The 25393-nt window shown below is 69.0% G+C and carries 22 protein-coding genes, 3 tRNA genes and 1 pseudogene; 12 read left to right on the forward strand and 14 right to left on the reverse strand.

Going from position 1 to position 25393, the window contains the following annotated elements; all coding sequences use genetic code 11:
* Positions 1–38: 38 nt before the first annotated feature.
* Positions 39–1559, forward strand: coding sequence for an MFS transporter (locus OG226_RS33295; protein WP_329350963.1), 1521 nt, complete (start codon positions 39–41; stop codon positions 1557–1559).
* A gap of 82 nt (positions 1560–1641) precedes the next feature.
* Here OG226_RS33295 and OG226_RS33300 read toward each other — a convergent pair whose 3' ends face one another.
* Positions 1642–2241 (reverse strand): hypothetical protein, encoded by a 600-nt coding sequence (locus OG226_RS33300; RefSeq protein WP_329350964.1) that lies wholly within the window; start codon positions 2239–2241, stop codon positions 1642–1644.
* Positions 2231–2758 (reverse strand): SigE family RNA polymerase sigma factor, encoded by a 528-nt coding sequence (locus tag OG226_RS33305; RefSeq protein WP_328683502.1) that lies wholly within the window; start codon positions 2756–2758, stop codon positions 2231–2233. Before OG226_RS33305 ends, OG226_RS33300 begins: the two co-directional genes overlap by 11 nt.
* Positions 2759–2961: 203 nt before the next feature.
* Between OG226_RS33305 and OG226_RS33310 the strand changes: the two genes are divergently transcribed.
* On the forward strand, positions 2962–3219 hold the full coding sequence (locus OG226_RS33310) for a hypothetical protein (RefSeq protein WP_329350965.1): 258 nt from the start codon (positions 2962–2964) through the stop codon (positions 3217–3219).
* Positions 3220–3295: 76 nt separating this feature from the next.
* On the opposite strand, the gene OG226_RS33315 is transcribed toward OG226_RS33310, so the two are convergent.
* On the reverse strand, positions 3296–3487 hold the full coding sequence (locus OG226_RS33315; protein ID WP_329350966.1) for a DUF397 domain-containing protein: 192 nt from the start codon (positions 3485–3487) through the stop codon (positions 3296–3298).
* Positions 3488–3490: 3 nt separating this feature from the next.
* A complete protein-coding gene (locus OG226_RS33320; RefSeq protein ID WP_328683505.1) occupies positions 3491–4372 on the reverse strand; it encodes a helix-turn-helix domain-containing protein in 882 nt (293 codons plus the stop codon).
* A gap of 197 nt (positions 4373–4569) precedes the next feature.
* Here OG226_RS33320 and OG226_RS33325 point away from each other — a divergent pair, with 197 nt between their 5' ends.
* Positions 4570–5028 carry an ATP-binding protein gene (locus tag OG226_RS33325; protein ID WP_328683506.1) on the forward strand — a complete coding sequence of 153 codons (459 nt, stop codon included), beginning with the start codon at positions 4570–4572 and terminating at the stop codon, positions 5026–5028.
* On the opposite strand, the gene OG226_RS33330 is transcribed toward OG226_RS33325, so the two are convergent.
* From OG226_RS33330 to OG226_RS33340, 3 genes are all read right to left on the reverse strand, one after another.
* Positions 4981–5481, reverse strand: coding sequence for a GNAT family N-acetyltransferase (locus tag OG226_RS33330; RefSeq protein ID WP_329350967.1), 501 nt, complete (start codon positions 5479–5481; stop codon positions 4981–4983). The two genes, OG226_RS33325 and OG226_RS33330, sit on opposite strands and share 48 nt — an antisense overlap.
* A gap of 59 nt (positions 5482–5540) precedes the next feature.
* Positions 5541–6446, reverse strand: a complete 906-nt coding sequence (locus OG226_RS33335; RefSeq protein WP_329350968.1) for an aminoglycoside phosphotransferase family protein — start codon at positions 6444–6446, stop codon at positions 5541–5543.
* A 98-nt stretch (positions 6447–6544) separates the two neighbouring features.
* Positions 6545–8188, reverse strand: coding sequence for a M4 family metallopeptidase (locus OG226_RS33340; protein ID WP_329350969.1), 1644 nt, complete (start codon positions 8186–8188; stop codon positions 6545–6547).
* A gap of 122 nt (positions 8189–8310) precedes the next feature.
* Between OG226_RS33340 and OG226_RS33345 the strand changes: the two genes are divergently transcribed.
* Complete coding sequence (locus OG226_RS33345) at positions 8311–8736, forward strand: gamma-glutamylcyclotransferase family protein (RefSeq protein ID WP_328683510.1); 426 nt, start codon at positions 8311–8313, stop codon at positions 8734–8736.
* A gap of 23 nt (positions 8737–8759) precedes the next feature.
* Here the strand turns inward: OG226_RS33345 and OG226_RS33350 are convergent, their stop codons facing one another.
* Entirely contained in the window at positions 8760–9461 is a 702-nt protein-coding gene (locus OG226_RS33350; protein ID WP_443044825.1) for a SanA/YdcF family protein, read from the reverse strand.
* 218 nt (positions 9462–9679) lie between these two features.
* Here OG226_RS33350 and OG226_RS33355 point away from each other — a divergent pair, with 218 nt between their 5' ends.
* From OG226_RS33355 to OG226_RS33375, 5 genes are all read left to right on the forward strand, one after another.
* The gene (locus tag OG226_RS33355) at positions 9680–10636 is read left to right on the forward strand and encodes a sirohydrochlorin chelatase (protein ID WP_329350970.1); all 957 of its coding nucleotides are present in this window, start codon (positions 9680–9682) and stop codon (positions 10634–10636) included.
* Positions 10637–10684: 48 nt separating this feature from the next.
* Entirely contained in the window at positions 10685–12028 is a 1344-nt protein-coding gene (locus OG226_RS33360; RefSeq protein ID WP_329350971.1) for a deoxyguanosinetriphosphate triphosphohydrolase, read from the forward strand.
* Between the two features lie 93 nt (positions 12029–12121).
* A complete protein-coding gene (locus tag OG226_RS33365; RefSeq protein WP_328683514.1) occupies positions 12122–13387 on the forward strand; it encodes an NAD(P)/FAD-dependent oxidoreductase in 1266 nt (421 codons plus the stop codon).
* 47 nt (positions 13388–13434) lie between these two features.
* A complete protein-coding gene (gene dnaG / locus OG226_RS33370; RefSeq protein ID WP_328683515.1) occupies positions 13435–15339 on the forward strand; it encodes a DNA primase in 1905 nt (634 codons plus the stop codon).
* An 81-nt stretch (positions 15340–15420) separates the two neighbouring features.
* Positions 15421–16731 (forward strand): RNA polymerase sigma factor, encoded by a 1311-nt coding sequence (locus OG226_RS33375; protein WP_328683516.1) that lies wholly within the window; start codon positions 15421–15423, stop codon positions 16729–16731.
* A gap of 126 nt (positions 16732–16857) precedes the next feature.
* On the opposite strand, the gene OG226_RS33380 is transcribed toward OG226_RS33375, so the two are convergent.
* The 4 genes from OG226_RS33380 to OG226_RS33395 form a co-directional block, all read right to left on the reverse strand.
* A complete protein-coding gene (locus OG226_RS33380; protein WP_329350972.1) occupies positions 16858–18786 on the reverse strand; it encodes an ABC transporter ATP-binding protein in 1929 nt (642 codons plus the stop codon).
* On the reverse strand, positions 18786–20519 hold the full coding sequence (locus OG226_RS33385) for an ABC transporter ATP-binding protein (RefSeq protein ID WP_329350973.1): 1734 nt from the start codon (positions 20517–20519) through the stop codon (positions 18786–18788). Before OG226_RS33385 ends, OG226_RS33380 begins: the two co-directional genes overlap by 1 nt.
* Before the next feature lie 163 nt (positions 20520–20682).
* The gene (locus tag OG226_RS33390; RefSeq protein ID WP_328683519.1) at positions 20683–22140 is read right to left on the reverse strand and encodes a xylulokinase; all 1458 of its coding nucleotides are present in this window, start codon (positions 22138–22140) and stop codon (positions 20683–20685) included.
* 173 nt (positions 22141–22313) lie between these two features.
* A complete protein-coding gene (locus tag OG226_RS33395) occupies positions 22314–22619 on the reverse strand; it encodes a YtxH domain-containing protein (protein WP_328683520.1) in 306 nt (101 codons plus the stop codon).
* A 178-nt stretch (positions 22620–22797) separates the two neighbouring features.
* Here OG226_RS33395 and OG226_RS33400 point away from each other — a divergent pair.
* From OG226_RS33400 to OG226_RS33410, 3 genes are all read left to right on the forward strand, one after another.
* Positions 22798–22870: transfer RNA gene (locus tag OG226_RS33400), tRNA-Asn, on the forward strand.
* A 6-nt stretch (positions 22871–22876) separates the two neighbouring features.
* Positions 22877–22949 (forward strand) — tRNA-Asn (locus OG226_RS33405).
* 178 nt (positions 22950–23127) lie between these two features.
* Positions 23128–23201 (forward strand) — tRNA-Ile (locus OG226_RS33410).
* Positions 23202–23901: 700 nt separating this feature from the next.
* Here OG226_RS33410 and OG226_RS33415 read toward each other — a convergent pair.
* Together OG226_RS33415 and OG226_RS33420 are read right to left on the reverse strand one after the other, a co-directional pair.
* Positions 23902–24486, reverse strand: a pseudogene (locus OG226_RS33415) (NF041680 family putative transposase); the annotation flags it as partial.
* 202 nt (positions 24487–24688) lie between these two features.
* Entirely contained in the window at positions 24689–25195 is a 507-nt protein-coding gene (locus OG226_RS33420) for a cupin domain-containing protein (protein WP_329350974.1), read from the reverse strand.
* Positions 25196–25393: the final 198 nt, after the last annotated feature.

Raw genomic sequence — 25393 nt, forward strand, 5'->3', positions numbered from 1 at the left:
GTGTACGCAGGCCGATGAGGGAAGAAGAGGAAGCAGCCATGGACAGTCACCCGGAAACGCTCACGGAGACCCGAAACCCCCGGCGCTGGTGGATTCTCGTCGTGCTGTGCCTCAGCTCGTTGGTGCTGGTGGTCGACAGCATGGCGCTGACCGTGGCGGTCCCGTCGATGACCGAGAGCATCGGGGCGAGCGCCCAGGACACCCAGTGGATCCTCGACTCCTACATCCTGGTCTTCGCCGGCCTGCTGCTGACCTCCGGCAGCCTCGGTGACCGCTTCGGCCGCCGGAAGGTGATGCTGATCGGGCTGGTGCTGTTCGGGGCGGCGTCACTGGCGGCGACGTTCTGCACGAACCCCGGTGAGGTGATCGCCGTACGGGTGGCGATGGGGGTGGGCGGCGCGCTGATCATGCCGTCGACGCTCTCGATCCTCATCACGGTCTTCGACGCGGAGGAACGCGGCAAGGCGATGGCGGCCTGGGGTTCGGTGTCGATGCTCGCGCTGGTCGGCAGCCCGGTGCTCGGCGGCGTACTGATCGACCACTTCTCGTGGCACTCCATCTTCTTCCTCAACGTGCCGGTCGTAGCACTCGCGTTGGTGGCCGGGGTGACGCTGATGCCGGAGTCCAAGGGACCCTGGCAGAAGCCGGATCCGCTGGGTGCGGTGCTGTCGGCGGTCGGGATGACGGCGCTGATCTGGTGGATCATCGAGATCCCGCAGCACGGCGCGTTCGAGGGCCGGGGCCTGGTCACCCTCGCGGTGGCGGTGGTGGGGCTGGCCGGATTCGTGGTCTGGGAGAACGTCACGCCGACCCCGATGGTCCCGCTCGTCCTCTTCAAGCACCGTAATTTCAGCGGCGGTTCGCTGTCCCTGACCCTGGTCCAGATAGGCAACGGCGGCCTGCTGCTGGTCCTCACCCAGTACCTGCAGTTCGTGCTCGGCTACTCCCCGGTCAAGGCGGGCCTGGCCTTCGTCCCGCTGGCGGTCACCGCGCTGGTCGGCAACGCGGCGGGCGTCAAGTTCACGGCGCGGTACGGCCACCGGTACCTGATCCTGGCGGGCATGCTGGTGATGGCGTCGTCCTTCGTTCTCCTTACGACGGTCACGGCCGACACCGGCTTCACCGTCCCGGCGGTCGCCCTCGGCCTCCTCGGCCTGGGCGCGGGCCTCGCGATGCCGGCGGCGGTGGGCGCGCTCATGGGCACGATCCCCGAGGGCAAGGCGGGCGTCGGCTCGGCCCTCAACGACACCATCCAGCAAGCCGGTACGGCCCTCGGCATCGCGATCCTCGGCTCCCTCCTGTCGAGCGGCTTCGCCGACGAGATGCCCTCCGGTACGTCCGATGAGGCTCGCCACTCGATCGGCGGGGCGCTGGCCGCGGCGCACGGGAACGCGGGGTTGGTCCGGGCGGCCCGGGAGGCGTTCACGCACGCCATGTCAACGACCTTCACGGTCAGCGCGGTTGGGGTCGTGGCGGCGGGGGTGCTGGCGGCGGTGGTGATGCGGGATTCAGTGAGTGAGGATCAGGAAGTGCTGGAAGAGCGGGAGTTGGCTGCCTGAGTCGGGAACGGGGATGCAAGGCCGCTGCCTCTGAGGGCGGCGGCCTTGTCGTGTCGCCCGCCGTGTGGACTCCCGGGAGAGGTCAGGACCCGTCGGGGCAGGACCAGTTCGAGATTCTCATGGTGCGCGGATCGAAGTCGACCTCGATCGATTCCGGTGGGCTGTCGCTCGTCACGCGTACGCGGACGGTGTCGGCCCCGGCGCTGCGGGCGTCGCCGACGGTGAAGACGGTGGTGGCTTCCACCTGCCCACACGTGGCCGCCAGGTCGTCGGATCCGTTGCCTTCGAGAACGACTTCCCGCTTCAGCGCCGGCTCCGTGAAGTGTGCGGTCATCAGCTTCCACAGCTTCGACTTCGACGTCGTATCCCGTGCGGCAAAGGCATCCGGCAGAGCCGAATAGTAAGTCCGCAGTTTCTCCTGGGCCGCCGATGTTCTGGAGTCCTCCTCGCGGTGGGAGGGATTTTCCACCGATCGGTCCGTGCCCACGGAATTCCAGAGGGCGCCCGCACCGATCGCCGTCACGACAATCGCCGCGACGGCGGCGGAACGGGTACGGCGTTGACGGCGTCGGACGCTTCGGCGTCGCAACTCCGGCGCGGACACCGGCCGGTCGACCCGAACGCTCTCCAACTGGGCGATGCTCTCGGTGAACCAGCCAGGACGCTCGTACTCATCCGACATGGTCCACCTCCTGGTCCGGCAGGGAGGAGAGATGGCGGGCGAGCGAAAGGCGCCCACGGACCAGCCACACCCTGATGCTCCCGGCCGGCCAGCCCGTCTCGGCGCTTATCTGCTCGACGCTGAGATCGCACAAGTGGTGGAGCACAACGACACTTCTGTGCTTCTGCGGAAGCGTGCGAAGCGCCTCTACGAGAGCGACACGTTCGGGGGACGGGCCTTCGACGGGGCGCTGTTCGTGATGACGCTGCATGAGCTGCACACCGCGCCGCACACGCCGGAAGCGGGATACGGCGAGCCGCCAGGCCGTGGTGCGGATCCACGCCTCCTGGGAACCGTCGCTCGTGAATATCCCCCGTCGACCCCAGGCCCTTATGAACGCCTCCTGCACGACATCCTGGGCCTCCGGCAGATCGCCGGTCATCGCGTAGAGCTGCCGAACGAGCCTGGGGTAGGCCAGTGCGTAGAACTCATCGAACTCCTCTTCCGCCGCGCCTCTCGCCACTCGTCCGCCATTCATTTCCGTCCACAGAACGGCCAGGGGTCCTCTATGGGGGAAGTACGAACGGGCACCGACCCTCCGCTACAGCAACTCTCCGTGATCTGAGTCACTGCATCCGGGTGTCGCGTCCGGGCCCCCGCGCTGCGTAGTCCACCTGTCCAAGTCGCACCGACAGCAGAGGAATTCTCATGCGCCATGCAGCACCCCGTAAGCGGAGCAGGATGGGGACGACGTTCAGGACCGCCGCGGTCAGCGCTTTGGCGCTCGGCAGTCTGACGGTGGCGGCGGGGTCGCAGGTCCACGCGGCCACGGCGACCTCGCACTCCACGACGGACGACTCCGCGCGCACGCAGAAGCAGAAGGCGGAAGCGGTCGCCGACGCGGCCAAGGGGCAGGTTTCCCGGCCGGTGACGGACCCCGAAGCGGTGCGCATTCTCAAGATGAAGACGATCGCGATGGCTCACGCGCCGAAGGGCTGATCGGCCTCGTGTTGTTCTGAGGAAATGTGACACTTTGGGGGGTGGGTGTCACATTTTTTCGGTGGGGTGGTCGGGGTTAGTGGGGCAAATCCGCTGCGGGGAGGGAGGATTGGAAGGCCCTCCAGGTGGTGGGGTGGAGCTGGAGGGAGGGGCCGTTGGGATTCTTGGAGTCCCGTACGGCGATGGTGGCGGCGATGTTGGTGGCTATCTCGACGCACTCGGCCGTCTGGTCGCTGTAGCTGGACTTCCGGTACTCGAATGCGCGCACGACTCACAGTTCCTTGCGTAGCTTGTGGAGGAACGTGACCGACTCCCGCTCGCTGAGGGAGCGTTCGGCGATCATCTCGAACAACTCATCGTATGCGGCTGCGGATTCCCCGCCCTCCACCCAGCGCTGAGCGAACGGGGCCTCTGCGTAGACGACGTCCATGGCTCCGGGGGCGGCGAACGAGAGGATGTTGAACGAGCCGTTCAGGCCTGGTTGCGTGCCGCCGCTGAAGGGATAGATCCGAAGCGTGACGCTGGGGAGAGCGGCCATCTCCGCAAGGCTTTCGAGCTGGCCACCCGCTGTCGCCGTACCGCCGGGGAAGTTGCGCAGCGTCGCTTCGTAGATCACCGCTTGCAGGAAGAGGGGCGGAGTGTCGGACAGGCGCTTTTGGCGGGCGAGCCGCGCGGCGATGAAGTCCTCGTCCGGCTCAGGGCCTTTGGCTACCTCGGCCTCGGGGCCCACTCTCAACGCCCGCACGTAGTGAGGTGTTTGGAGGAGCCCGGGGATGAACGCCGGTTGCCACACCTTGATTGACGTCGCCGCGCTCTCCAGGGTGATGTACTCCTGCATCACTCCGTGGATGGAGTAGTCGTTCCACCAGCCTTTGGCCTTACGGCGTTCCCGGTCGACTCTTGCCAGTTCCAGAAGCGCGCCTACGGCGCCGGGATCGTGAACGCCGTACAACTCGCACAGCGCCCGGAGGTCGGGGTCGCGCATCGGAACCCAACCACCCTCCATCTTCGCGACCTTGGTCGTGGACGCGGTGAGCGCCTTGCCCGCCTGGGTCTGGTTGAGGCCGGCCGCCGTGCGCAACCTGGTGAGTTCACCGCCGAGTCGGCGCCCCAGGACGGTCGATGTGCTGTGGCCCTGCGTCGGCGATGTCACGTAGGTCCCCCTTGAGGCGTGTGCGTGTGATCAGTCTGGCGCGGTGTAACGAGGCATCGCAAACACCCTTCGGGGGAATTCCTCCGAGAGTCACTTGCGTGAAATGCTGAGCCACCTCTACCGTCGGTCACGAACCGATCGCAGAGCGGCGCCGGTTGATTCGCGGCGCGGCTCGCCCCTGCCCGGAGGTGAGCGACATGGTCGCCCCCGAAGTCCCCCTCCACCACGACCGCCTCGACTACACCCCGCTCCCCAAGAGCGTCACCCTCGCCCGCCGCCGAGCCCACCGGCTCCTCACCGAGTGGGGTCACCCCGAACTCGCCGCGGACACCGCCCTGTTGGTCTCGGAGCTGGGCGGCAACGCCGTACTGCACGGCTGCCTCCGCGACCGACTCTTCCGCGTCGAACTCACCCTCACCGAACACGCCGTACGCATCGCGGTGTCCGACCCGAGGGGCGAGTTACGGCCGAGCCTCCGCGAGCCCACCGAGGACGACATGTTCGGGCGTGGCCTGCTGATCGTCGGTCGGATCGCGGACCGTTGGGGCGTGCGCGAGCTCACCGTGGGCAAGGCGGTGTGGTGCGAGTTGGACGTCGTACGACACCACTCACAAGGCCCGCTCCATGCAGACCAGTTGATCCCGCTCGTCCCATGACGCGGTGACGGCGAAGCCGAACCGTTCGTAGAGGGCGATGGCCCCGGTCCGCCACTTCCATACCGACAACCGCACGACGCCCGCGCCGCTTTCCGCCGCATGCGCAATCGCCGTACCGAGCAGGTCGGACGCGATGCCCCGGCCCCGGAACGCCGGGTCCGTCCAGAGCCTCTTGATCTCCGACCGCCCGTCGGCGGGGGCGGTCACCACCAGACAACCCACCGCGACGCTCCCGCTCACGGCCACCAGCACGACATCGTCGACGAACGCGGTCCGAGGGTCCGAGATCTCCGCCCGGTACCGGTCCGGCAGCGCGTCCACATCGGCAACGGGCTCCCCTTTCTCGGCCTCCGTCCGCAGGTGGTACGCCGCCAGCAACGCGCCCAGCCCGTCCTCGACGGAAAGAGTCCGGCCCGGTCGACGGACGATGGAAACCTCGCGCTGATCAGCCATGACGTCAAGTATCCAGGGATTCCAGGAACGGCAAGGACGCAACCTGGACCCGCCGGGGATCAGACCCCGAAGTCCTCCAGCGCTTCCCGCACGGCCCGATGCCCCACCTCCGCCAACACCGGATTCCGCCCACCCCGGTAGTACTGCTCCGCCACCGACCCGAAGCACAAGGCCCACCCCCGCCCCCGAGCCCACACCTCGTCCTCGAACTCGCCCGCCTCGCGGAAGACCTCACGTGTCCCGGCGGAGAACAAGGTCCACGCGGGCAGCGCGTCCGCCGCCGGGTCGCCGACCCCGAGGCAGCCGAAGTCGATGACCGCGGTGAGTCGGCCGGCCCCGGTCAGCAGGTTGCCGGGGAGGAGGTCGCCGTGGAGCCAGGCGGGGGCGGCCTCCCACTGGGGAAGGGCGAGGGCGTGCTCCCAGGCCGCCGTCGCGAGGGTCGCGTCGTGGGCGCCGTCCGCGCCCAGTTCCTCGATCGCCTTACGGACGTCCGCGTCCTGCGCACCGACCGGCCCGCCCCGGAAGGAAACGGGCCCGTCCACCGCGTCCACCCGGCGCAGCGCGGCGACGAAACGCCCCAACTCAAATGCCGTGTCGGTGAGTTGGCTCGGCGGCGAGTCGTACGCGTTGTCCCCGTCCAGCCAGCCGTACACCCCCCACCGCAGCCCGTACCCCCGCCCCGGCTCACCCATCGCCAACGGCACTGGCACGGACAGCGGCAACTCCGGTGCCAGCCGCGGCAACCAGCGCTGTTCCGTCTCGATCTGCCGTGCCCCGCCCGGCAGTCGGGGCAGCCGTACGACCATGTCCTCGCCCAGCCGGAACATCGCGTTGTCGGTCCCGGCCGAGGCGACCCGCGTGACGGTCAACTCCGCCCATTCCGGGAACTGTTCGGCGACCAGCCGGCCAACCAGGTCCGCGTCGATGTCGAGTTCGTCGGCGTGCATCTTGGCGTTGGACGACATGGGGCTCCGGGTCTGTGAGGCGGCACCGGAGCCTAGCCAGCGCCGCCCCGCCATCGCCACGGCACTACTCCGCCGAACGGCCGACTCCGGGCCTCAACTCACCCCACACTCACCGCACTCCACGCCGCCGCCACCGCGCCGTACTCCGAACTCCCCACTCCATAGAGGTCCTTGGCCGCGCTGAGCGTCGCCGTCCGCGCCCCCGCGTAGTTCGTCGAGGACGTCATGTAGACCGTCAACGCCCGGTACCAGATCGCCCCGAGCTTGTCCCGGCCGATCCCGCTCACCGAAGAGCTGTTGCACGTGGGCGAGTTGTAGCTGACGCCGTTGATGGTCTTCGATCCGCTGCCCTCCGCGAGGAGATACGCGAAGTGGTTGGCGACCCCCGACGAGTAGTGCACGTCGAGATTCCCCACCGACGAACTCCAGCAGTCCGCCGAATTCCCGTCCTTGGACGGCTGGTCCATGAACCGCAGCGCCGCCTTGCCGAAGCCCGACCGCACGATCTTCTCGCCGATCAAGTAGTCCCCGAGATCGGAGGAGTTGTTCGCATACCACTCCACCAGCGTGCCCATGATGTCCGAGGTCCCTTCATTCAGACCGCCGGACTCGCCCGAGTACGTCAGCGCGGCCGTCTTGGACGTCACACCGTGCGTCATCTCGTGCCCGGCGACATCCAGCGCCACCAGCGGACCGAGCTGCGTTCCGTCACCGTCGCCGTACGTCATGCAGAAGCAACTGTCGTCCCAGAAGGCGTTGTTGTAGCTGTTGCCGTAGTGGACGCGGTTGTACGAGCCCTTGCCGTCGCCCGCGATGCCGTTCCGGCCGTGGACGTTCTTGTAGTAGTCCCAGGTCTCGTTCGTGCCGTACTGCGCGTCCACCGCCGCCGACGAACGGTCCGAACTCACCCCCGTGCCCCAGTGGTTGTCGGCGTCCGTGAACAGCGTGGACGGGGCGCGGCTGATGCAGATGCCGAAGATGCACAGGTCGGTCTTGTTCGCCGCGTCACCGGTGTACGTCCCGCCGCGCGTCGCGTCCTTGAGCTGATACGTCGATCCCGACAGCGTCGTCTCCAACGGCACCGTCCCGCTGTACAGCGACTTCCCGTCACCCGTCGCCGTCTCCACACTGTCCCAGGCGTCGATCTGGGCGCCGGTGCGGGCGTCGGTCAGCACCGTGCGCGCGACCGGGTTGCCGAGCGAGTCCTTGGCGACCACGTTCGTCCGCCAGGCGAGCCTCGGGGCCCCGTGCAGGGCGTCAACCATCAGCTGGGGCTTGGCGGTCACCCCCTTCAGCACCTCACCGAGATTCGCCGCCCGCAGCGCGTTCACCGCCAGGTCCGCCGCCTTCGGAGCGGCCACCTTCGGCGTCACGGACGACAGGGATATGGAGTTCCGGGTCGCGCGGTCGGCGCTCCGGTAGCTGCCGTTGGGGGCGAGATGGACCACGAAGTCGCCGCCGAGTACGGGGAGTTGGTGGTAGGTACGGTCGTAGCGGACATGCTGGGTGCCGTCCGCGTCGACGATCACGTCACGGACCGACGTGTCCTCCGCGGCCGTCAGCCCCAAGCCCGTCGCATGGGCCACCAACGCCGACGCGGCGTTCGCGATCGCGGTGGTCCGGGACGGCCGGTCGGCCGCGTGGGCGGTGGGGGCGAGGGTGGCGGCCAACAGGGCCGCGGCGCCGGCCGCGACTCCGGCCGTGGCGAGACGGGAACCTCGAATGTGCCGTGTCCGACTCATGGCTCTCCTCAAGAACGCAAGTGGGGGGCGTGGGGGCTGCGTTGATGTTGAATGAGATTTAAAGGGCCATGGCATGTCATGTCCATAGCGCATCCACAGACTTCCGGGCTCAAGGAGACCGAGTGACACCGCTCCCCTTCTTCGTCTACGGGACCCTCCGTCCCGGTGAGCCCAACCACGACCGGTTCCTGCGCGGCCGTACGGACTCCGAAGAACGGGCACGACTCCACGGCGCCGCCCTCTACGACGGCCCCGGCTACCCGTACGCCGTCGAGGAACCCGCCGCACCCGGCGCGGTGATCGTCGGCGAACTCGTCACCGCACGCCCCGAGGCCTACCCCCAACTCCTCAGGGAACTGGACCGACTTGAGGACTACGCTCCCGGCGACCCGCACAACCTCTACGAGCGCGTCGAACGCCGGGTGACCCGCGCCACCGACGGCACCGCCGTACGCGCCTGGGTGTACCTCGCCGCCCCCGCCATCACCGCCCGCCTCCGCACCCACGGCAAGCTGATCGAGGGCGGCGACTGGATCAACCGCCGCTGAGGGGGCCGCAGTTGGCGCGGGCTTCAGTCGCCGGAGGCCAGCGCCCGCGTGATGCCCGTCTCCTTCGGCCCGAGGAAGTGCGGATCGGGGTGGAACATCAGGTCCAGCGCCGCCTTGCCCGCCGCGAACACCTCGCGGGTGCCGCCGTAGTACCAGGTCACGTCGTGCGTGTCGTCGACACCCACGCCGTAGGAGTCGACCCCCGCCGCGTCGCACAGCGCGACCGCCCGCCGGATGTGGAAGTTCTGGCTGATGAGTACGGCCTTGTCGACGCCGAAGATCTTCTTGGCGCGGACGCAGGAGTCCCAGGTGTCGAAACCGGCGTAATCGGTCACCACGCGCGCGCGGGGCACCCCGTGCTTCGCCAGGTAGACGCGCATCGCGTCCGGCTCGTCGTAGTCCTCGCGGCTGTTGTCGCCGGTCACCAGGACGACCTTCACCCGGCCCTCCCGGTACAGCGTCGCCGCCGCGTCCAGCCGGTGCGCGAGATACGGAGACGGCTCGCCGTCCCACAGCCCGGCGCCGAACACCACGGCGACATCGGTGCGCGGCGCGTCCTGGAGGGTCCGCAGCCGGTCGGCCGTGGACACCCACAACCAGGTCGCCGGAAGCAGCGCGACGACACACCCGGCGGCCACCACCTGCACGAACTGCCGCCATCCCGCGCGCGTGCGGGGCAGCCGCGGCCGAGGCCGGCGAAGTCTCGGGCGACGCACTGCACGCATCGAACGCATCAAGGGGCCCCTCCCGTACGGGTTCGACAGTCCAGACGCGCCGTGACCCGCCCCGGTTCGCCGTCCGCAGTGTGACCGGCTTCACTGTGAATCCGTAAGGCGCAGGTCACGTCACCTCACACACCCCCCGAACCCCACCGTGAACCCCCGGAAAAGCCCCGTCATCCCCGGGCAACGGGGCGGCAACCTCCTACCGCCACCATCACTCCATGACGGCGTCGAACCACCCTCAGGACGAGTCCACGACCCTCGACAGTACGGCGCATCTCATGAACCGGATCAGCAGCCAACTCGCCGACCAGCTCAGCCTCGTCTCCCTGAACGGCACCAGACGCCCCGTCCCGCCCGCCCTCGTCCTGGTGGCCCACGGCAGCCGCGACCCGCGCGCCCTGAACACCGTACGAGCCCTCATGGACCGCGTCCGCGAGCTCCGCCCGGGCCTTCCCGTCCACGTGGGCCACATCGAACTCAACGAGCCCCGCCTCCCGGACACCCTCGCCCAACTGCCCACCGCGGAAGCCATCTTGGTCCCCCTCCTCCTGTCCCGCGGCTACCACGTGAAGCAGGACATCCCCGAGCTGGCCGCGAAGGCACAGGCACGCACGCGCGTGGCACCCCCTCTGGGCCCACACCCCCTCCTGGTGGAGACCCTCTACGACCGCCTGGTGCAGGCGGGTTGGCGCACAAGGATGGACGACAGGACCCGCAGGGCGAGCGCCGTGGTCCTGGCAGCGGCAGGCTCCCGAGACCCGGAGTCGAAGCTGGACACCAACCGCACGGCCCACCTCCTGGCCGACCGTCTCGGCGTCCCCGTGATCCCGGCCTACGCCTCAGCGGCGACCCCCACGATCCCCGAGGCGATCCACACCCTCACCGCCCGAGGCCACCACAGGGTGGCAGTGGCATCCTGCTTCACGGCCCCGGGCCGCTTCGCGACACAGTGCGCGGAACGGGCCCCCTGGATCGCGTCGGCCCCCCTGGGAGCCCACCCCGCGATGGCCCGCCTGGTCCTCCACCGCTACGACCAGACCCTGGCAGCCAGCGGCGGGGCCATCTCCCCAAGGGGCGCGGGGCTGTATCGATGTGCGGCTCCGCCGCGTGGGCGCGACCAGTCCAACGCACCCGTACCCGCACCCGCCCCCGAACCGCACCCGGCAAACGCATAGGCGCCCCGCAACTCCCGAATTGTCACTACCGCCGCTTACTGTCGAACCATGGAAGGCACCGCAGGCACCGCAGGTACACGCACAGCAGCACCCCACCCCTACGACCCGACGTCAGTCGCCCGCTGGGCGACCGAGCCCGACAAACGCCCCGGCCGCACCGCCTTCCAACGCGACCGCGCCCGAATCCTCCACTCCGCCGCCCTCCGCCGCCTCGCGGGCAAAACCCAGGTGGTCACCCCGGGAACCCGCAGCCAGGCCTGGGACGCCAGCCCCCGCACCCGCCTGACCCACTCCCTGGAGTGCGCCCAGGTAGGCCGAGAGCTGGGCGCGGCCCTGGGTTGCGACCCGGACCTGGTGGAGGCGGCCTGCCTCTCCCACGACCTGGGGCATCCCCCCTTCGGCCACAACGGCGAACAGGCACTCAACGAGTTCGCCGACGACTGCGGCGGCTTCGAGGGCAACGCGCAGTCCCTCAGACTCCTCACCCGCATCGAACCGAAGCGCTTCGTAAGAAGTGACACGACGGGCGAGATGGTGAGCGTCGGCCTCAACCTCACCCGTGCCGCCCTCGACGCGGCCACCAAGTACCCCTGGCCGCGCGGAGGGCACCCCACCGACCCCAAGTCCCCGAAGTTCGGCGTCTACGAGGACGACAGACCCGTCTTCGACTGGGTCCGCGAGGGCGCCCCCGGCACCCGCACGTGCTTCGAGGCCCAGGTGATGGACTGGTCGGACGACGTGGCGTACTCCGTGCACGACGTCGAGGACGGCCTGCACGCGGGCCACATCGACCCCAACTGCCTGCACGCGGAGCCCGAACGGCAGGCGGTCTTCGCGGTCGCCATAGGCCGCTACGTGCCCGCGGACACCGACCCCGCCGAACTCGCCGAAGCCCTCGACCGGCTCCAGGACCAGGACTGGTGGCCGCACGGCTACGACGGTTCGGCCGCGGCTCAGGCCCGCCTCAAGGACGCCACCAGCCAGCTCATCGGCCGCTTCTGCCTGGCCGCCGAGTCCGCCACGCGCGCGGCGTACGGCACCGGCCGCCTCACCCGCTACGAGGCCGAACTCGTCGTACCGCACGAGGCGCGGCTGGAATGCGCGGTCCTCAAGGCGGTCGCCGACCGGTACGTGATGCAGCGCGCGGAGCAGGAGCGCATCCGCGCCGACGAGCGCATCGTGGTCGCCGAACTCGCCGACGTGCTCACGACGCGCGCGCCCGACGGTCTGGAACCGCAGTTCCGCGCCCAGTTCGACGAGGCGCCCGACGACCGCGCCCGCAAGCGGGTGATCGTCGATCAGATCGCGTCACTCACCGACGCGTCGGCGCGGTCTCTTCACGCGCATCTCACATCGCTGGGGCACAGTGACGCGAAACAAGCCCGAATGTGACCCTCCGTGGCCTGATCGGTCCACACCCCCTTCCCGCATCACACTGCGTGCGGGACGCTCGCATATGGCGGCACCCTTACGAGGAGGCATCAAGTGGTCGACGCGGATCAGACGTTCGTCATCATCGGAGGAGGCCTGGCCGGCGCCAAGGCGGCCGAGACGCTCCGAGCGGAGGGCTTCACCGGCCGCGTGATACTGATCTGCGACGAACGCGACCACCCGTACGAGCGCCCGCCGCTGTCCAAGGGCTACCTCCTCGGTAAGGAGGAGCGCGACAGCGTCTTCGTGCACGAACCCGCCTGGTACGCGCAGAACGACATCGAGCTGCACCTGGGCCAGACCGTCGACGCCGTCGACCGTACGGCGAAGACGGTGCGCTTCGGGGACGACGGCACCCTGGTCCGCTACGACAAGTTGCTCATCGCGACCGGCTCCGAGCCCCGCCGCCTGGACATCCCGGGCACGGACCTCGCGGGCGTCCACCACCTGCGCCGCCTCTCGCACGCCGAGCGCCTGAAGAACGTGCTGGCGTCCCTGGGCCGGGACAACGGCCATCTGGTGATCGCCGGCGGCGGCTGGATCGGCCTGGAGGTCGCGGCGGCGGCCCGGGAGTACGGCGCCGAGGTCACCGTCGTGGAACCGTCCCAGACGCCGCTGCACGGCGTCCTCGGCCCCGAACTGGGCCAGCTCTTCGCCGACCTGCACGCCGAGCACGGCGTGCGCTTCCACTTCGGCGCCCGGCTCACCGAGATCGTCGGCCAGGACGGCATGGTGCTCGCCGCCCGCACCGACGACGGCGAGGAGCACCCCGCGCACGACGTCCTCGCGGCGATCGGCGCGGCCCCGCGCACCGGGCTCGCCGAGGCGGCGGGACTGGAGCTGGCCGACCGCGCGCACGGCGGCGGCATAGCCGTCGACGAACGGCTGCGCACCTCCGACCCCGACATCTACGCGGCCGGCGACGTGGCCGCCTTCCACCACGCCCTCTTCGGCACCCGCCTGCGGGTGGAGCACTGGGCGAACGCCCTCAACGGCGGCCCGGCGGCGGCCCGCGCGATGCTCGGCAAGGACGTCACCTACGACCGCGTGCCCTATTTCTTCTCCGACCAGTACGACTTGGGTATGGAGTACTCCGGCTGGGCGCCCCCGGGCTCCTACGACGAAGTGGTGATCCGGGGAGACGCGGGCAAGCGGGAGTTCATCGCGTTCTGGCTCAAGGAGGGCCGTGTGCTGGCCGGGATGAACGTGAATGTGTGGGACGTCACAGAGCCCATCCAGCAGCTCATCCGCTCCCGGGCGCAGGTGGACACCGAGGCCCTTGCGGACCCACACGTTCCACTGGACAGCCTGGGCGTCTGAACGCTCTCGTCGTCACTGGTGTCAGTCCGGCCCCGTAGAATTCACGCGTGGCAGGACGGATCAACGACGAGGACGTGAAGGCGGTTCGGGACGCGGTCCCGATCGACGCCGTGGTGTCCGAGTACCTCCAGCTGCGGAACGCGGGCGGCGGCAACCTCAAGGGTCTCTGCCCGTTCCACGACGAGAAGTCGCCGTCCTTCCAGGTCAGCCCCAGCAAGGGTCTCTTCCACTGCTTCGGCTGCCAGGAGGGCGGCGACACCATCACGTTCGTGATGAAGGTCGACCACCTCACGTTCTCCGAGTCGGTCGAGCGTCTGGCCGCCCAGGCCGGCATCACGCTGCGGTACGAGGAGGGCGGGTACAACCCCGCCAACCAGCGCGGCGAGCGCATCCGCCTGGTCGAGGCCCACAAGGTCGCCGCCGACTACTACGTGGAGCAGCTCGCCGTCAGCCCCGAGGCGGACACCGGCCGCAAGTTCCTCGCCGAGCGCGGCTTCGACCAGTCCGCCGCCGAGCACTTCTCCGTCGGCTACAGCCCGCAGGGCTGGGACCACCTCACCCGCTTCCTCCGCGGCAAGGGCTTCACCGACAAGGAGATCCTCCTCTCCGGCCTCGCCCAGGAGGGCCGCCGCGGCCCCATCGACCGCTTCCGCGGCCGCCTGATGTGGCCCATCCGCGACATCGGCGGCGAGGTCGTCGGCTTCGGCGCCCGCAAGCTCTACGAGTCGGACAACGGCCCGAAGTACCTCAACACGCCCGACACCGCTATCTACAAGAAGTCACAGGTCCTCTACGGCATCGACCTCGCCAAGAAGGACATCGCCAAGTCGTCCCGCGCGGTCGTCGTCGAGGGCTACACCGACGTCATGGCCTGCCACCTCGCCGGAGTCACCACCGCCATCGCCACCTGCGGCACGGCCTTCGGCGGCGACCACATCAAGATCCTCCGCAGGCTGCTGATGGACAACGGCAGCGCGCGCGTGATCTTCACCTTCGACGGCGACGCGGCCGGCCAGAAGGCGGCCCTGCGCGCCTTCGAGGACGACCAGAAGTTCGCCGCCGAGACGTACATCGCGATCGCCCCGGACAACATGGACCCCTGCGAGCTGCGCCTCGCCAAGGGCGACGAGGCGGTCGCCGACCTGGTCCAACCCCGCACCCCGCTCTTCGAGTTCGCGCTCCGCCAGATCGTCGTCCGCTACGACCTCGACACCCCCGCCGGCCGCGCCTCCGCCCTGGACGAGGCCGCCCCGATCGTCGCCCGCATCAAGAACAGCGGCGCCCAGCACGAGGTCGCCGTCCAGCTCGCCGGCATGCTCGGCATCCTGGACACCCAGTTCGTGGTCAAGCGGGTCGCCCAGCTGGCCCGTTGGGCCCGAGACCGCGGCGGCAAGGGCCCGGCACCGGCGAGGGGCGGCGCCGAGCAGCACTACGACACCACCCCCCGCACCCCCACCGGCGGCCCCGCCCTCACCCTGCGCAACCCGGTCTTCGCCACCGAGCGCGAACTCCTCAAACTCGCCCTCCAGCGCCCCGACCTGGTCTCCCCGGCCTTCGACGCGTACGGCGTGGACGAGTTCACCGCGCCGCCCTACGCGGCCGTACGCGAGGCGATCATCGAGGCGGGCGGCGCCGAGTACGGCCTCCAGGACGCGCAGGACTACCTCGTCCGCGTCCGCGAGGCGGCACCGGACGACGCGGTCCGCGCGATGGTCACCGAGCTGGCCGTCGAGGCGATCATGCGCCGCACGGTCGACGAGAACTACGCGGGCGAGCAGCTCGTCACCGTCCGCCGAAGAGCCGTCGTACGCCGCATCGGCGACGTCCAGGGCTCGCTCACCCGCCTCGGCAGCCACGGCGACTCGGCGGAACTGGCCGCCGTACAGAACGAGTTGTGGGTGCTTCAGCAGTACGACCAGGCACTCCAGGTGCACGGCGCCACAGCGCTCTGAGCACGTAGTCACGGCACGGACTCAAAAAGTCACCGCACGCCCCTCGTGGCGGCGATGTGTCGTACTCCACACTGGGTTCCGGTGCCTGAGTCCTCGGAGCGCGGCCGATCCGTCCCCAGCGGGTCCTTCACCCCCGCGGTTCCGCTCATCGAGTACGGGACGGACAGCGGCGAGGCCGCCGACTCCGCCCCTGAAGTACCGCTGCCGTACCCCCTGGCAGCGATCATCCTGGAGGTCGCCCCCGTGCAGACCCAGACCCTCGACCAGACCGAGACCAGCACGACGGACGGCGCGGAACCGGAAGCGGAGACCGATGTCCTCGCGACCGTCCCTCCGCAGAGCCGTGCCGCGCACCATCCCGAGACCGCGGACCCGGAGAGCCCGCCCGAGCTCGAAGAACCGACGGCCGAAGCGGTGGAGACCGCGGAGGCCCCCGAGCCCGCCGTACGGCCCCGCAGCAGGGTCACCGCCGACAACGGCGCACCCTCCTCGGACCTGTTCCGCCAGTACCTGCGCGAGATCGGCCGCATCCCGCTGCTCACCGCGGCCGAGGAGGTCGACCTCGCCCGCCGGGTCGAGGCCGGCCTGTTCGCCGAGGAGAAGCTCGGCGGCGCCACCGACCTGGACAGCCAACTCGCCCTCGACCTGGACAAGTTGGTCGTCATGGGCCGGATGGCCAAGCGCCGTCTGATCGAGGCGAACCTGAGGCTGGTCGTCTCCGTGGCCAAGCGGTACGTCGGGCGCGGGCTGACCATGCTCGACCTCGTCCAGGAGGGAAACCTCGGGCTGATCAGGGCAGTCGAGAAGTTCGACTACGCCCGCGGCTACAAGTTCTCGACGTACGCGACCTGGTGGATCCGCCAGGCCATGTCCCGCGCCCTCGCCGACCAGGCCCGCACGATTCGTGTCCCGGTGCATGTCGTCGAGCTGATCAATCGGGTCGTCCGCGTCCAGCGCCGGATGCTCCAGGAGCGCGGCTACGAACCGACTCCGGAAGAGGTGGCCGACCACCTCGACCTCGCGCCGGAGCGCGTCAGCGAGGTGCTCCGACTGGCTCAGGAGCCGGTGTCGTTGCACGCGCCGGTGGGGGAGGAGGACGACGTCGCCCTCGGCGATCTGATCGAGGACGGCGACGCGACGAGTCCCGTGGAGTCGGCGGCGTTCCTGTTGCTGAGGCAGCACCTTGAAGCTGTGCTGTCGACGCTGGGGGAGCGGGAGCGGAAGGTCGTACAGCTGCGGTACGGCTTGGCGGACGGCCGCCCACGCACGCTGGAGGAGATTGGCCGCATCTTTGGCGTGACGCGGGAGCGGATACGGCAGATCGAGTCCAAGACGCTGAACAAGCTGCGGGATCACGCTTTTGCGGATCAGCTGAGGGGTTATCTGGATTGATCCCGGCTGCGGCCCGGTGGGGGCGGGCCGCGCAGTTCCCCGCGCCCCTCAAACGCACGGTGTGTTTCAGGGGCGCGGGGAACTGCGCGACCAGCCACGACGGACGGTCAGCCGAACAACGAACCGCTAGTCCACCTCCGCCACCGCCTGGGCGAACTGCGCCTTGTACAGGCGCGCATACGCCCCGTCCGCCGCCAACAGATCCGCATGCGCGCCCTGTTCGACGATCGAGCCGTTCTCCATGACCAGGATCGTGTCCGCGTCCCGGATCGTGGAGAGCCGGTGCGCGATCACGAACGACGTACGCCCGTGGGCGAGTTTGGCCATCGCCTTCTGGATCAACACCTCCGTGCGGGTGTCGACTGAAGACGTCGCCTCGTCGAGGACCAGGATCGTCGGGTCGGACAGGAACGCCCGCGCGATGGTGATGAGCTGCTTCTCACCGGCGCTGACCCCCGTGCCCTCGTCGTCGATCACCGTGTCGTAGCCGTCGGGCAGCGTACGGACGAACCGGTCGGCGTGCGCCGCCCGCGCCGCCTCCTCGATCTCGCCCCGGGTGACCTCGCGAGAGGCCCCGTACGCGATGTTGTCCGCGATGGAGCCGCCGAACAGCCAGGTGTCCTGGAGCACCATGCCGATCCCGGACCGGAGTTCGTCCCGGGACATCCGCGCGATGTCGACGCCGTCGAGGGTGATACGCCCGCCGGAGACCTCGTAGAACCGCATGAGGAGGTTGACGAGGGTGGTCTTGCCGGCGCCGGTCGGGCCGACGATCGCGACCGTGTGGCCCGGTTCCACCGTCAGCGAGAGGTCCTCGATGAGCGGCTTGTCGGGGTCGTAGCGGAAGGAGACGTGCTCCAGGGCGACCAGGCCGCGGAGTTCCTCCGGGCGTTCGCTCGGCATCGGGTCGGGCTTCTGCTCCTCGGCGTCGAGGAGTTCGAAGATCCGCTCGGCGGAGGCGACGCCGGACTGGACCAGGTTCGCCATCGACGCGACCTGTGTCAGCGGCATCGAGAACTGGCGCGAGTACTGCACGAAGGCCTGTACGTCACCGATGGACAGGGAGCCCGAGGCGACGCGCAGGCCGCCGACCACGGCCACCAGCACGTAGTTGAGGTTCGACACGAACATCATCAGCGGCTGCATGACACCGCTGTTGAACTGCGCCTTGAAGCCCGCCTCGTACAGCGCGTCGTTCTGCTCGGCGAACAGCTGCGCCGACTCGTCCTGGCGGCCGAACACCTTCACCAGGGTGTGCCCGGTGTACATCTCCTCGACGTGCGCGTTGAGCTTGCCCGTCGAGCGCCACTGCTGCACGAAGTGCGGCTGCGAGCGCTTGCCGATACGGGTGGCGACGAGGAACGACAGCGGCACGGTCACCAGCGCGACCAGGGCGAGCAGCCAGGACACCCAGAACATCATCGCGAGGACGCCGATGATCGTGAGCAGCGAGTTGATCAGCTGGCCCATCGACTGCTGGAGGGTCTGGCCGATGTTGTCGATGTCGTTGGTCGCGCGGGAGAGGACCTCACCGCGCTGGCGCTTGTCGAAGTACGACAGGGGGAGGCGCGACATCTTCGTCTGCACGCTCTCGCGCAGCCGGAACATGGTCCGGTTGACCGCCCGGTTGACCATCCGGGTCGCCACCGCCATCAGCAGCCCGGCCACCATGAACGTGCCCAGCGCGAGCAGCAGCACATGCCCCACCGAGGTGAAGTCGATGCCCTTGCCCGGGGTGAAGTCCGTGCTCTTGAGCATGTCCGCGACCGAACCCTGGCCCCGGTCGCGCATCGCCTGGAGGGCCTGCGCCTTGGTCGTCCCGGCCGGCATCTGCCGCCCGATGATGCCCGCGAAGACCAGGTCGGTGGCGCTGCCGAGGATCTTCGGCCCCACCACGTTCAGCCCGACACTGATCACCACACACACCAGCAGCAGGCCGATGGTCAGCCGCTCCGGCCTGAACTGGCCGATCAGCCGTTTGCCGGACTCCTTGAAGTCCATCGAACGGGCGTCGGGGCCCGTCCCGGCCATCATCCGCCCCATGGGCCCGGCCATCAGGCAGCCTCCGCTTCCGTCAACTGGGAGAGCACGATCTCCCGATACGTCTCGTTGTCCGCCATCAACTCGTGATGGCGCCCCACCCCCACGACCCGCCCCTCGTCGAGTACGACGATCCGGTCGGCGTCCCTGATGGTCGCCACCCGCTGCGCCACGATCACCACGGTCGCCTCGGCGGTCTCCTGCGAGAGCGCCGCCCGCAGCGCCGCGTCGGTCGCGTAGTCGAGGGCGGAGAAGGAGTCGTCGAAGAGGTAGATCTCCGGCCGCTGCACCAGCGTGCGCGCGATCGCGAGCCGCTGCCGCTGACCGCCGGAGACGTTCGTGCCGCCCTGCGCGATGGGGGAGTCCAGCCCGTTCTCCAGCCCCTCGACGAAGCCCTTGGCCTGCGCCACCTCCAGCGCGTGCCACAACTCCTCGTCGGTCGCGTCGGGATTGCCGTAGCGAAGGTTGGTCGCGACCGTGCCCGCGAAGAGGTATGGCTTCTGCGGGACCAGGCCGACCGTCTTGGCGAGCAGCACCGGGTCGATGGTCGAGACGTCGACCCCGTCGACGAGGACCTCGCCGTCGGTCGCGTCAACCAGCCGCGGGACCAGACTCAGAAGGGTGGACTTTCCGCTGCCGGTCGAGCCGATCACGGCCGTCGTCTCGCCCGGGCGGGCCACCAGGTCGATGGACCTCAGCACGGGTTCCTCGGCGCCCGGGTAACAGAAGCCGACCCCGCGGACCTCCAGATGCCCGTGCCGCCGCAGCTCGAAGACGGGGGCCACCGGCGGCACGACACTGCTCTCCGTGTCGAGGACCTCCTCGATGCGCTCGGCACAGACCTCCGCGCGCGGCACCATCATGAACATGAAGGTGGCCATCATCACGGACATCACGATCTGCATCAGATAGGCGAGGAACGCGGTCAGATCGCCGATCTGCATGCCGCCGCTCGCGATGCGATGCGCGCCGAACCACACGACGGCGATGGACGACAGGTTCACCGTGGTCATGACCACCGGGAACATCAGCGCGAGCAGGTTGCCGGTCTTCAACTGCATCTCGGTGAGATCGCTGTTGGCCTTGCGGAACCGGTCCTTCTCGTACTCGTCCCGGACGAAGGCGCGGATCACGCGGTTGCCGGTGATCTGCTCGCGCAGCACCCGGTTCACCGCGTCGAGGCGCACCTGCATCGACCGGAACAGCGGCCGCAGCCGGCGCACGATCAGCGTCACGCAGATCGTCAGCGTCGGCACCACCGCGATCAGCACCCCGGACAGCGGCACGTCCAGACCGAGCGCCAGGATGATCCCGCCGACGCACATGATCGGCGCCGACACGAGCAGGGTGAACGTCATCAGGGTCAGCATCTGGACCTGCTGGACGTCATTGGTCGTCCGGGTGATCAGCGAGGGCGCGCCGAACTGGCCGACCTCGCGGGCCGAGAACGACTGCACCTTGTCGAAGATGGCACCCCGGATGTCCCGGCCGACGGCCGCGGCGGTGCGCGCGCCGTAGTAGACGGCACCCGTGTTGCACACGACCTGGACCAGCGAGATCCCGATCATCAGGGCGCCGAACGACAGGATGTATCCGGTGTCCCCCTTCACCACACCGTTGTCGATGATGTGCGCGTTCAGGGTGGGCAGGTAGAGGGTGGCGCAGGTCTGCAGGAACTGCAGCAGCACCAGCAGGGCGATGGGTTTCCTGTAGGGCCTGAGATAGGTCCGCAGAAGTCGTATGAGCACGCTGGGTCTCTCGGAGTCGGCGGGTGGAGGGCGGGCGGTGTGCCCCTCGCACCCATCGTCGGACACTCCACCCGCGTTACCTCAACCGATTAAGCCAACAGCAGTGCCCTACGGCCGCTTATGCACCCGTAAGTGCCTTATTCGCGTCGACGGCTGTCCCTACCTACGAGCGGAACGCGCCCGGATGGGTCTGTTCCCGTACGGACACGTACTGCTGCCGCACGGCCTGTCCTACGGCCAACTCGTCGCCGGGTTCGAAGACCTGGGCGACCGGTCCCTGCCAGGGCGGCGGGTTGCGCGGGTCGAGGGTGCCCTGGGAGACCCCGAGCGCCCAGGCGGCCTGCCGGGCGGCGCCGATCGCGGCGTAGTCGGCGGGCTGCGGTACGACGATCTGCGTCCCGAAGAGCGCGGGCGCCGCGGCCTGCACGGCGGGCAGCTCGGCGGCCGACCCGAGCAGGAAGAGCCGCCGTACGGCCACACCGCGTCCGCGCAGCACGTCGAGCGCGTCGGCGAGCCCGCACAGCATGCCCTCGAAGGCGGCCCGCGCCAGATGCTCCGCCTTCATCGACTCCCGCCGCAGCCCGGCCAACGTCCCGGCGGTGTGCGGCAGATTGGGCGTCCGCTCACCCTCCAGATACGGCAGGAACACGAGGCCGTGCGCACCGGGCGTCGACTTCATCGCCAGCTCGGACAGACTCTCCAGATCGGGCAGCCCGAGCAGCTCGGCGGCTCCGCGCAGGGTCCGTACGGCGTTGAGTGTGGTGACGACCGGCAGCTGCATCCCGGTCGCGTCGGCCAGCGAGGTGATCATCCCGCTCTGGTCCACGAGCGCCTCGTGGTGCACGGCCATCACGGACCCGGAGGCGCCGAGCGACACGACCGCGTCCCCGAACCCGATCCCGAGCCCGAAGGCGGCAGCCATGGTCTCGCCGGTACCGGCGGAGATCAGCAGGCCCTCCGGGGTCGTACCGGCCGCGTCGGAGGGACCGATGACCTCGGGGAGCATGGCCTGGTGGCCGAGGGCGAGTTCGACGAGATCGGGCCGGTAACCACCGCTGGCGGCGGACCAGTAGCCGGTCCCGGAAGCGCCGCCCCGGTCGGTCGTCCTCCGTACCGGCCGTCCGAGCAACTGCCACACGAGCCAGTCATGGGCCTGCAGCAGCGCGGTCGTTCGGCGGGCGTTGTCGGGCTCGGTCCGGTTCAGCCAGCGGAGCTTGGTGACGGGCTGCGCGGCCTGCGGTACGGAACCCACCGCCTGCGCCCACGCCTCGCGCCCGCCGAGCGCGTCGATCAGATCGGCCGCCGCGACCTGCGCCCGCTTGTCACCGCCGACCATCGCGGGCCGCACGGTGTTGCCCTGCGAGTCCAACGGCACGAGCGCGTTCTGCTGCGCGGACACACCGATGGCCTGCACGCCTTCGAGCAGCCCCCCGCCGGCCGCCTCGCCCAGCGACAGCAGCCAGGCCTGTGGATCGACATCGGAGGGCCGCCCGCCGCCCTCGGTCTCGGTTTCGACCGGATGCGGCGCATATCCCTGCCTGAGCACGGACCCCGTGTCCGTGTCGCAGACGACGATACGAGTGAAATCGGGCGAACTGTCCAACCCGGCGACTATCCCCATGGCGGAAATTCTGCCGCATCGCTCCGCCGGGTTTGGCCGTGAAGCCGTAGGGGTGCGTCCTGCGGGGCGGGTGCGGGTCCGTTGTGGCTGGTCGCGCCACACGGCGGAGCCGCAAATGGACCCGGCCCCGCGCCCCTCAGGGCGTGCACTCGCCCTCCTGGAGACATACGCCGTTACGTATTGCTCGTCCCCCAGTCGTCCCCGGCCGTGCCGTTGGCGTTGCGGTCGCGGAGTGAGCGGACCCGGTCCGCGACGGAGTCGGGGACGCGGTCACCGACCTTCTCGCTGACCGCGTGGTAGGCCTTGCCCGCGTACTGGCGGCCCTGCTGCGCCGCCGTCTCGGCGGTGTTGCGGACGGCCGGGTTCTGCGCGACCTGACGCGCCGACTTCTTCAGCTGCTCGTAGCGCTCGCGTCCGGCCCGCGTGCCGAGCACGTAACCCAGAGCCAGTCCGGCGACGAACGTGAGCTTGTAGCGCATGACGGCCATCCTTCCCTTGCGTAGGTTCCCTTGCGTGGGCTCCGGGGGTCCGGCACGGCGTCGGTGCCGGGGAACCGATTGGCGGAGCACCCCCCTGCTTGCGCTAATGTATGTGTCGCAGCGAGCACACGCCCCCTGGCGAATACCCAGGGAAGTACGTTCGATGCGAGCGAGGCATTCCCCTGTAGCTCAATTGGCAGAGCAGCCGGCTGTTAACCGGCAGGTTACTGGTTCGAGTCCAGTCGGGGGAGCTTCGGTCTTCCGTAGCTCAATTGGCAGAGCAGCCGGCTGTTAACCGGCAGGTTACTGGTTCGAGTCCAGTCGGGAGAGCACAGTGAGGAAGCAGTGAAAAGGACCCCGTTGGGGTCCTTTTTCATGTCCCCCGGAACCGCTCGTGACGTGCCGCAGTCCTCATGGTCGTGCGAAGTCGACCATCCGAAGCAGGAGATCGTATGAGCGGCTATGCTGCGGCAGACGGCGCGTACAAATGTGCGCGACGCGCCGTAATGGGGCGGTAGCTCAGCCGGTTAGAGCAGCGGACTCATAATCCGTCGGCCGTGGGTTCGAGTCCCACCCGCCCCACCTGTGCAGGCTTCTGACCTGCTGAAACGTTCATTTTGTCCTGTTGGATCGTCAACTTTGCCTGAACGGACTGAATCCGCTGCTCGCGAGTTCGGCCTCGTTGCCGGTGTCGGTAGTGCGAATGCTCCTGACCTGCACGAATGTTCCGGTTCGCAGCGGTTGAACTTGCGGTACATGGCTCCTGTGGCTGGTTGGGCATTGGATTCTGGACGCTGGCTGGACGCGGGGAAACCGGAAGCATTCGCTCCGGTGCCGAGTCATCCACTCTGCCCGGCGGGTAGCGGAGTGGGCGTGGTGTGGTGGCAACTGGGCTCGCCTGGATCCTGCCGTTGCCGACGTGGCCCGGTCGGCGTGGGGGAGAAACGGCCCGTACTGAAAACGGCCCCAGATCGCACCACCGAGTCGTCCCCCCCCCGTGTCTCACGGTTTCGGCGGGGCATGTAAGCCAAGGGGTGCCGACGTACCCCGTTCGGCTGCTCGGACTACGGACTGCCGGTAGCTGACCTTGTTCCGGCGCCCGTTCACCGCCTACGGGAGGCGTCTTCCAGGTACGACTTTGCCTGGCGAGGGACTGTCTCAGGTGGTGACGAAAAGGGTGGCCCACGGGGTGTTGCGGGCGGCCTGGCTGAAGGTGCCGTTCTGAAGGAGGGCGCCACGATGTGGTCCTCCCCGCGGCCGTGTCCTGCCATAAGCTTGATCTTTAACCTGTGCGGCGTGGTCGTGAGGTGGTTGACGTCTTCGTTCGTTGTTTCGCCGCCGGCGTTTTGTGGGGTGTGTGGACGTCGTGGCGTGGGGTGGGCCGGGTGTTCTTTCGTCCTGGGGGTCGTCCGGGGCCGGGTCGGGAGGGTTTCGGCGCTTGGGCCTGGCAGGCGGTCTTCGGGCGGATGTGCCGGAAGTCGCGGCGGACTCGGGCGGGGGTGAGCCTGTCCGGCGGAGTTGGTCTCTCCCAGGGCCGACGCCGGTCGGCCGCCAGCGGCCGGGCGAGCCGCAGTTGGGTGTAGGCGGCGAGGATCAGCCAGGTCCATCGGTCGGCTGCCTCGGGGGTGCGGATCTTCGGTGAGGTCCAGCCGAGGGTCTGTTTGAAGAGACGGACGGTGTGCTCGATGTCGAAGCGTCGCAGGTATGCCTGCCAGAGCCGGTCGGCGTCTGCCGCGGTGGCGTCGGTGCCTGACCACCACAGCCGGACCGGCTTCGGTGTTGCTCCGCTGGGCAGGTGGTCGATGTCCAGGCGGATCACCGTCCCTTCGACGATGGGGAGGGTGCCGTAGGCCGCCGCAGGCGTCGAGATCGTCGTCCATGTCGTGGAAGAACCAGGTCTCGCCGGGCAGCCGGCTGGCATCAACGGCTTCGATCCATGCGGGGAGCGTGGGGCCCAGCCGGTGAGCCAGGATCTCACCGAAGCCGCGAACATGTACGACGGTGGCCTGTCCGCGGCGGGCGACCAGCCTCACCAGCCCTGTGTTCTGCTGCTGATTCTCTTTGCTGCTTCACTCTCCAGGCCTTGGCCGAAGGGTGTTCCAGGCGGCGCTGTTGTGGAAGTAGGTGTCGTAGAGTTCCTGGACCTCCAGCAGGCTTTCCGGTGGGACCTTGCCGTGGGCGATGCGTTCCAGGTGGCGGAAGTATTCGAAACGTTCCACGCCGGGGGTGATGACGATGAGGATGTCGGCGTTGAGGCCGGGGGCGGCGGCGAATGCGTGGGCTCTCCCGGGTGGTACAACGATCAGGTCGCCGGTCTGTGCGGTGACGATCTGGTCGCCGGACAGCAGTTGGGCCGTGCCGTCGAGCATGTAGAACAGTTCGGCGGCGTTGGCATGGTGGTGGGGTTTGGCACCGTCGGCTCCGTCGGTGAGGGTGATTCGCTGGGTGGACAGGGCGCCGCCTGTGGAACTGCTGTCGGCCAGCAGGTGCATCGTGATGGGGGCCTGGCCGATGACCTCGGCTTCGCCGCCGCGTACGACAACGGATTCGGCGAAGTCCGCGACGATGAGTGACATGGTGCTGCTCCGTGGGGTTGAGATTGGGGTGGTTGAGGCGGCGAACAGCAGGGTCGTGTTGATCACGACGACGGCTGGGGTGGCGAAGTGGGATGCCGAACGCCACGGTCTTCGTCTCGCCGTTGGGTAGCTTGATCGGGCGTCGCCCAGCGGGAACGCCGTGGGCGACGGCTGCGGGAACGGGCTGCACCAGGAGCC

It is taken from the genome of Streptomyces sp. NBC_01261, from assembly GCF_036226385.1.
Taxonomy (GTDB): Bacteria; Actinomycetota; Actinomycetes; order Streptomycetales; family Streptomycetaceae; genus Streptomyces.

Excerpts from the sequence above, each read along its gene's own strand:
- OG226_RS33295 (WP_329350963.1), top strand. The coding sequence starts at position 39 with ATGGACAGTCACCCGGAAACGCTCACGGAGACCCGAAACCCCCGGCGC.
- OG226_RS33300 (WP_329350964.1), bottom strand. The coding sequence starts at position 2,241 with ATGTCGGATGAGTACGAGCGTCCTGGCTGGTTCACCGAGAGCATCGCC.
- OG226_RS33305 (WP_328683502.1), bottom strand. The coding sequence starts at position 2,758 with ATGAATGGCGGACGAGTGGCGAGAGGCGCGGCGGAAGAGGAGTTCGAT.
- OG226_RS33310 (WP_329350965.1), top strand. The coding sequence starts at position 2,962 with ATGGGGACGACGTTCAGGACCGCCGCGGTCAGCGCTTTGGCGCTCGGC.
- OG226_RS33325 (WP_328683506.1), top strand. The coding sequence starts at position 4,570 with ATGGTCGCCCCCGAAGTCCCCCTCCACCACGACCGCCTCGACTACACC.
- OG226_RS33330 (WP_329350967.1), bottom strand. The coding sequence starts at position 5,481 with ATGGCTGATCAGCGCGAGGTTTCCATCGTCCGTCGACCGGGCCGGACT.
- OG226_RS33335 (WP_329350968.1), bottom strand. The coding sequence starts at position 6,446 with ATGTCGTCCAACGCCAAGATGCACGCCGACGAACTCGACATCGACGCG.
- OG226_RS33340 (WP_329350969.1), bottom strand. The coding sequence starts at position 8,188 with ATGAGTCGGACACGGCACATTCGAGGTTCCCGTCTCGCCACGGCCGGA.
- OG226_RS33350 (WP_443044825.1), bottom strand. The coding sequence starts at position 9,461 with ATGCGTGCAGTGCGTCGCCCGAGACTTCGCCGGCCTCGGCCGCGGCTG.
- OG226_RS33355 (WP_329350970.1), top strand. The coding sequence starts at position 9,680 with ATGACGGCGTCGAACCACCCTCAGGACGAGTCCACGACCCTCGACAGT.
- OG226_RS33360 (WP_329350971.1), top strand. The coding sequence starts at position 10,685 with ATGGAAGGCACCGCAGGCACCGCAGGTACACGCACAGCAGCACCCCAC.
- OG226_RS33380 (WP_329350972.1), bottom strand. The coding sequence starts at position 18,786 with ATGGCCGGGCCCATGGGGCGGATGATGGCCGGGACGGGCCCCGACGCC.
- OG226_RS33390 (WP_328683519.1), bottom strand. The coding sequence starts at position 22,140 with ATGGGGATAGTCGCCGGGTTGGACAGTTCGCCCGATTTCACTCGTATC.
- OG226_RS33395 (WP_328683520.1), bottom strand. The coding sequence starts at position 22,619 with ATGCGCTACAAGCTCACGTTCGTCGCCGGACTGGCTCTGGGTTACGTG.
- OG226_RS33420 (WP_329350974.1), bottom strand. The coding sequence starts at position 25,195 with ATGTCACTCATCGTCGCGGACTTCGCCGAATCCGTTGTCGTACGCGGC.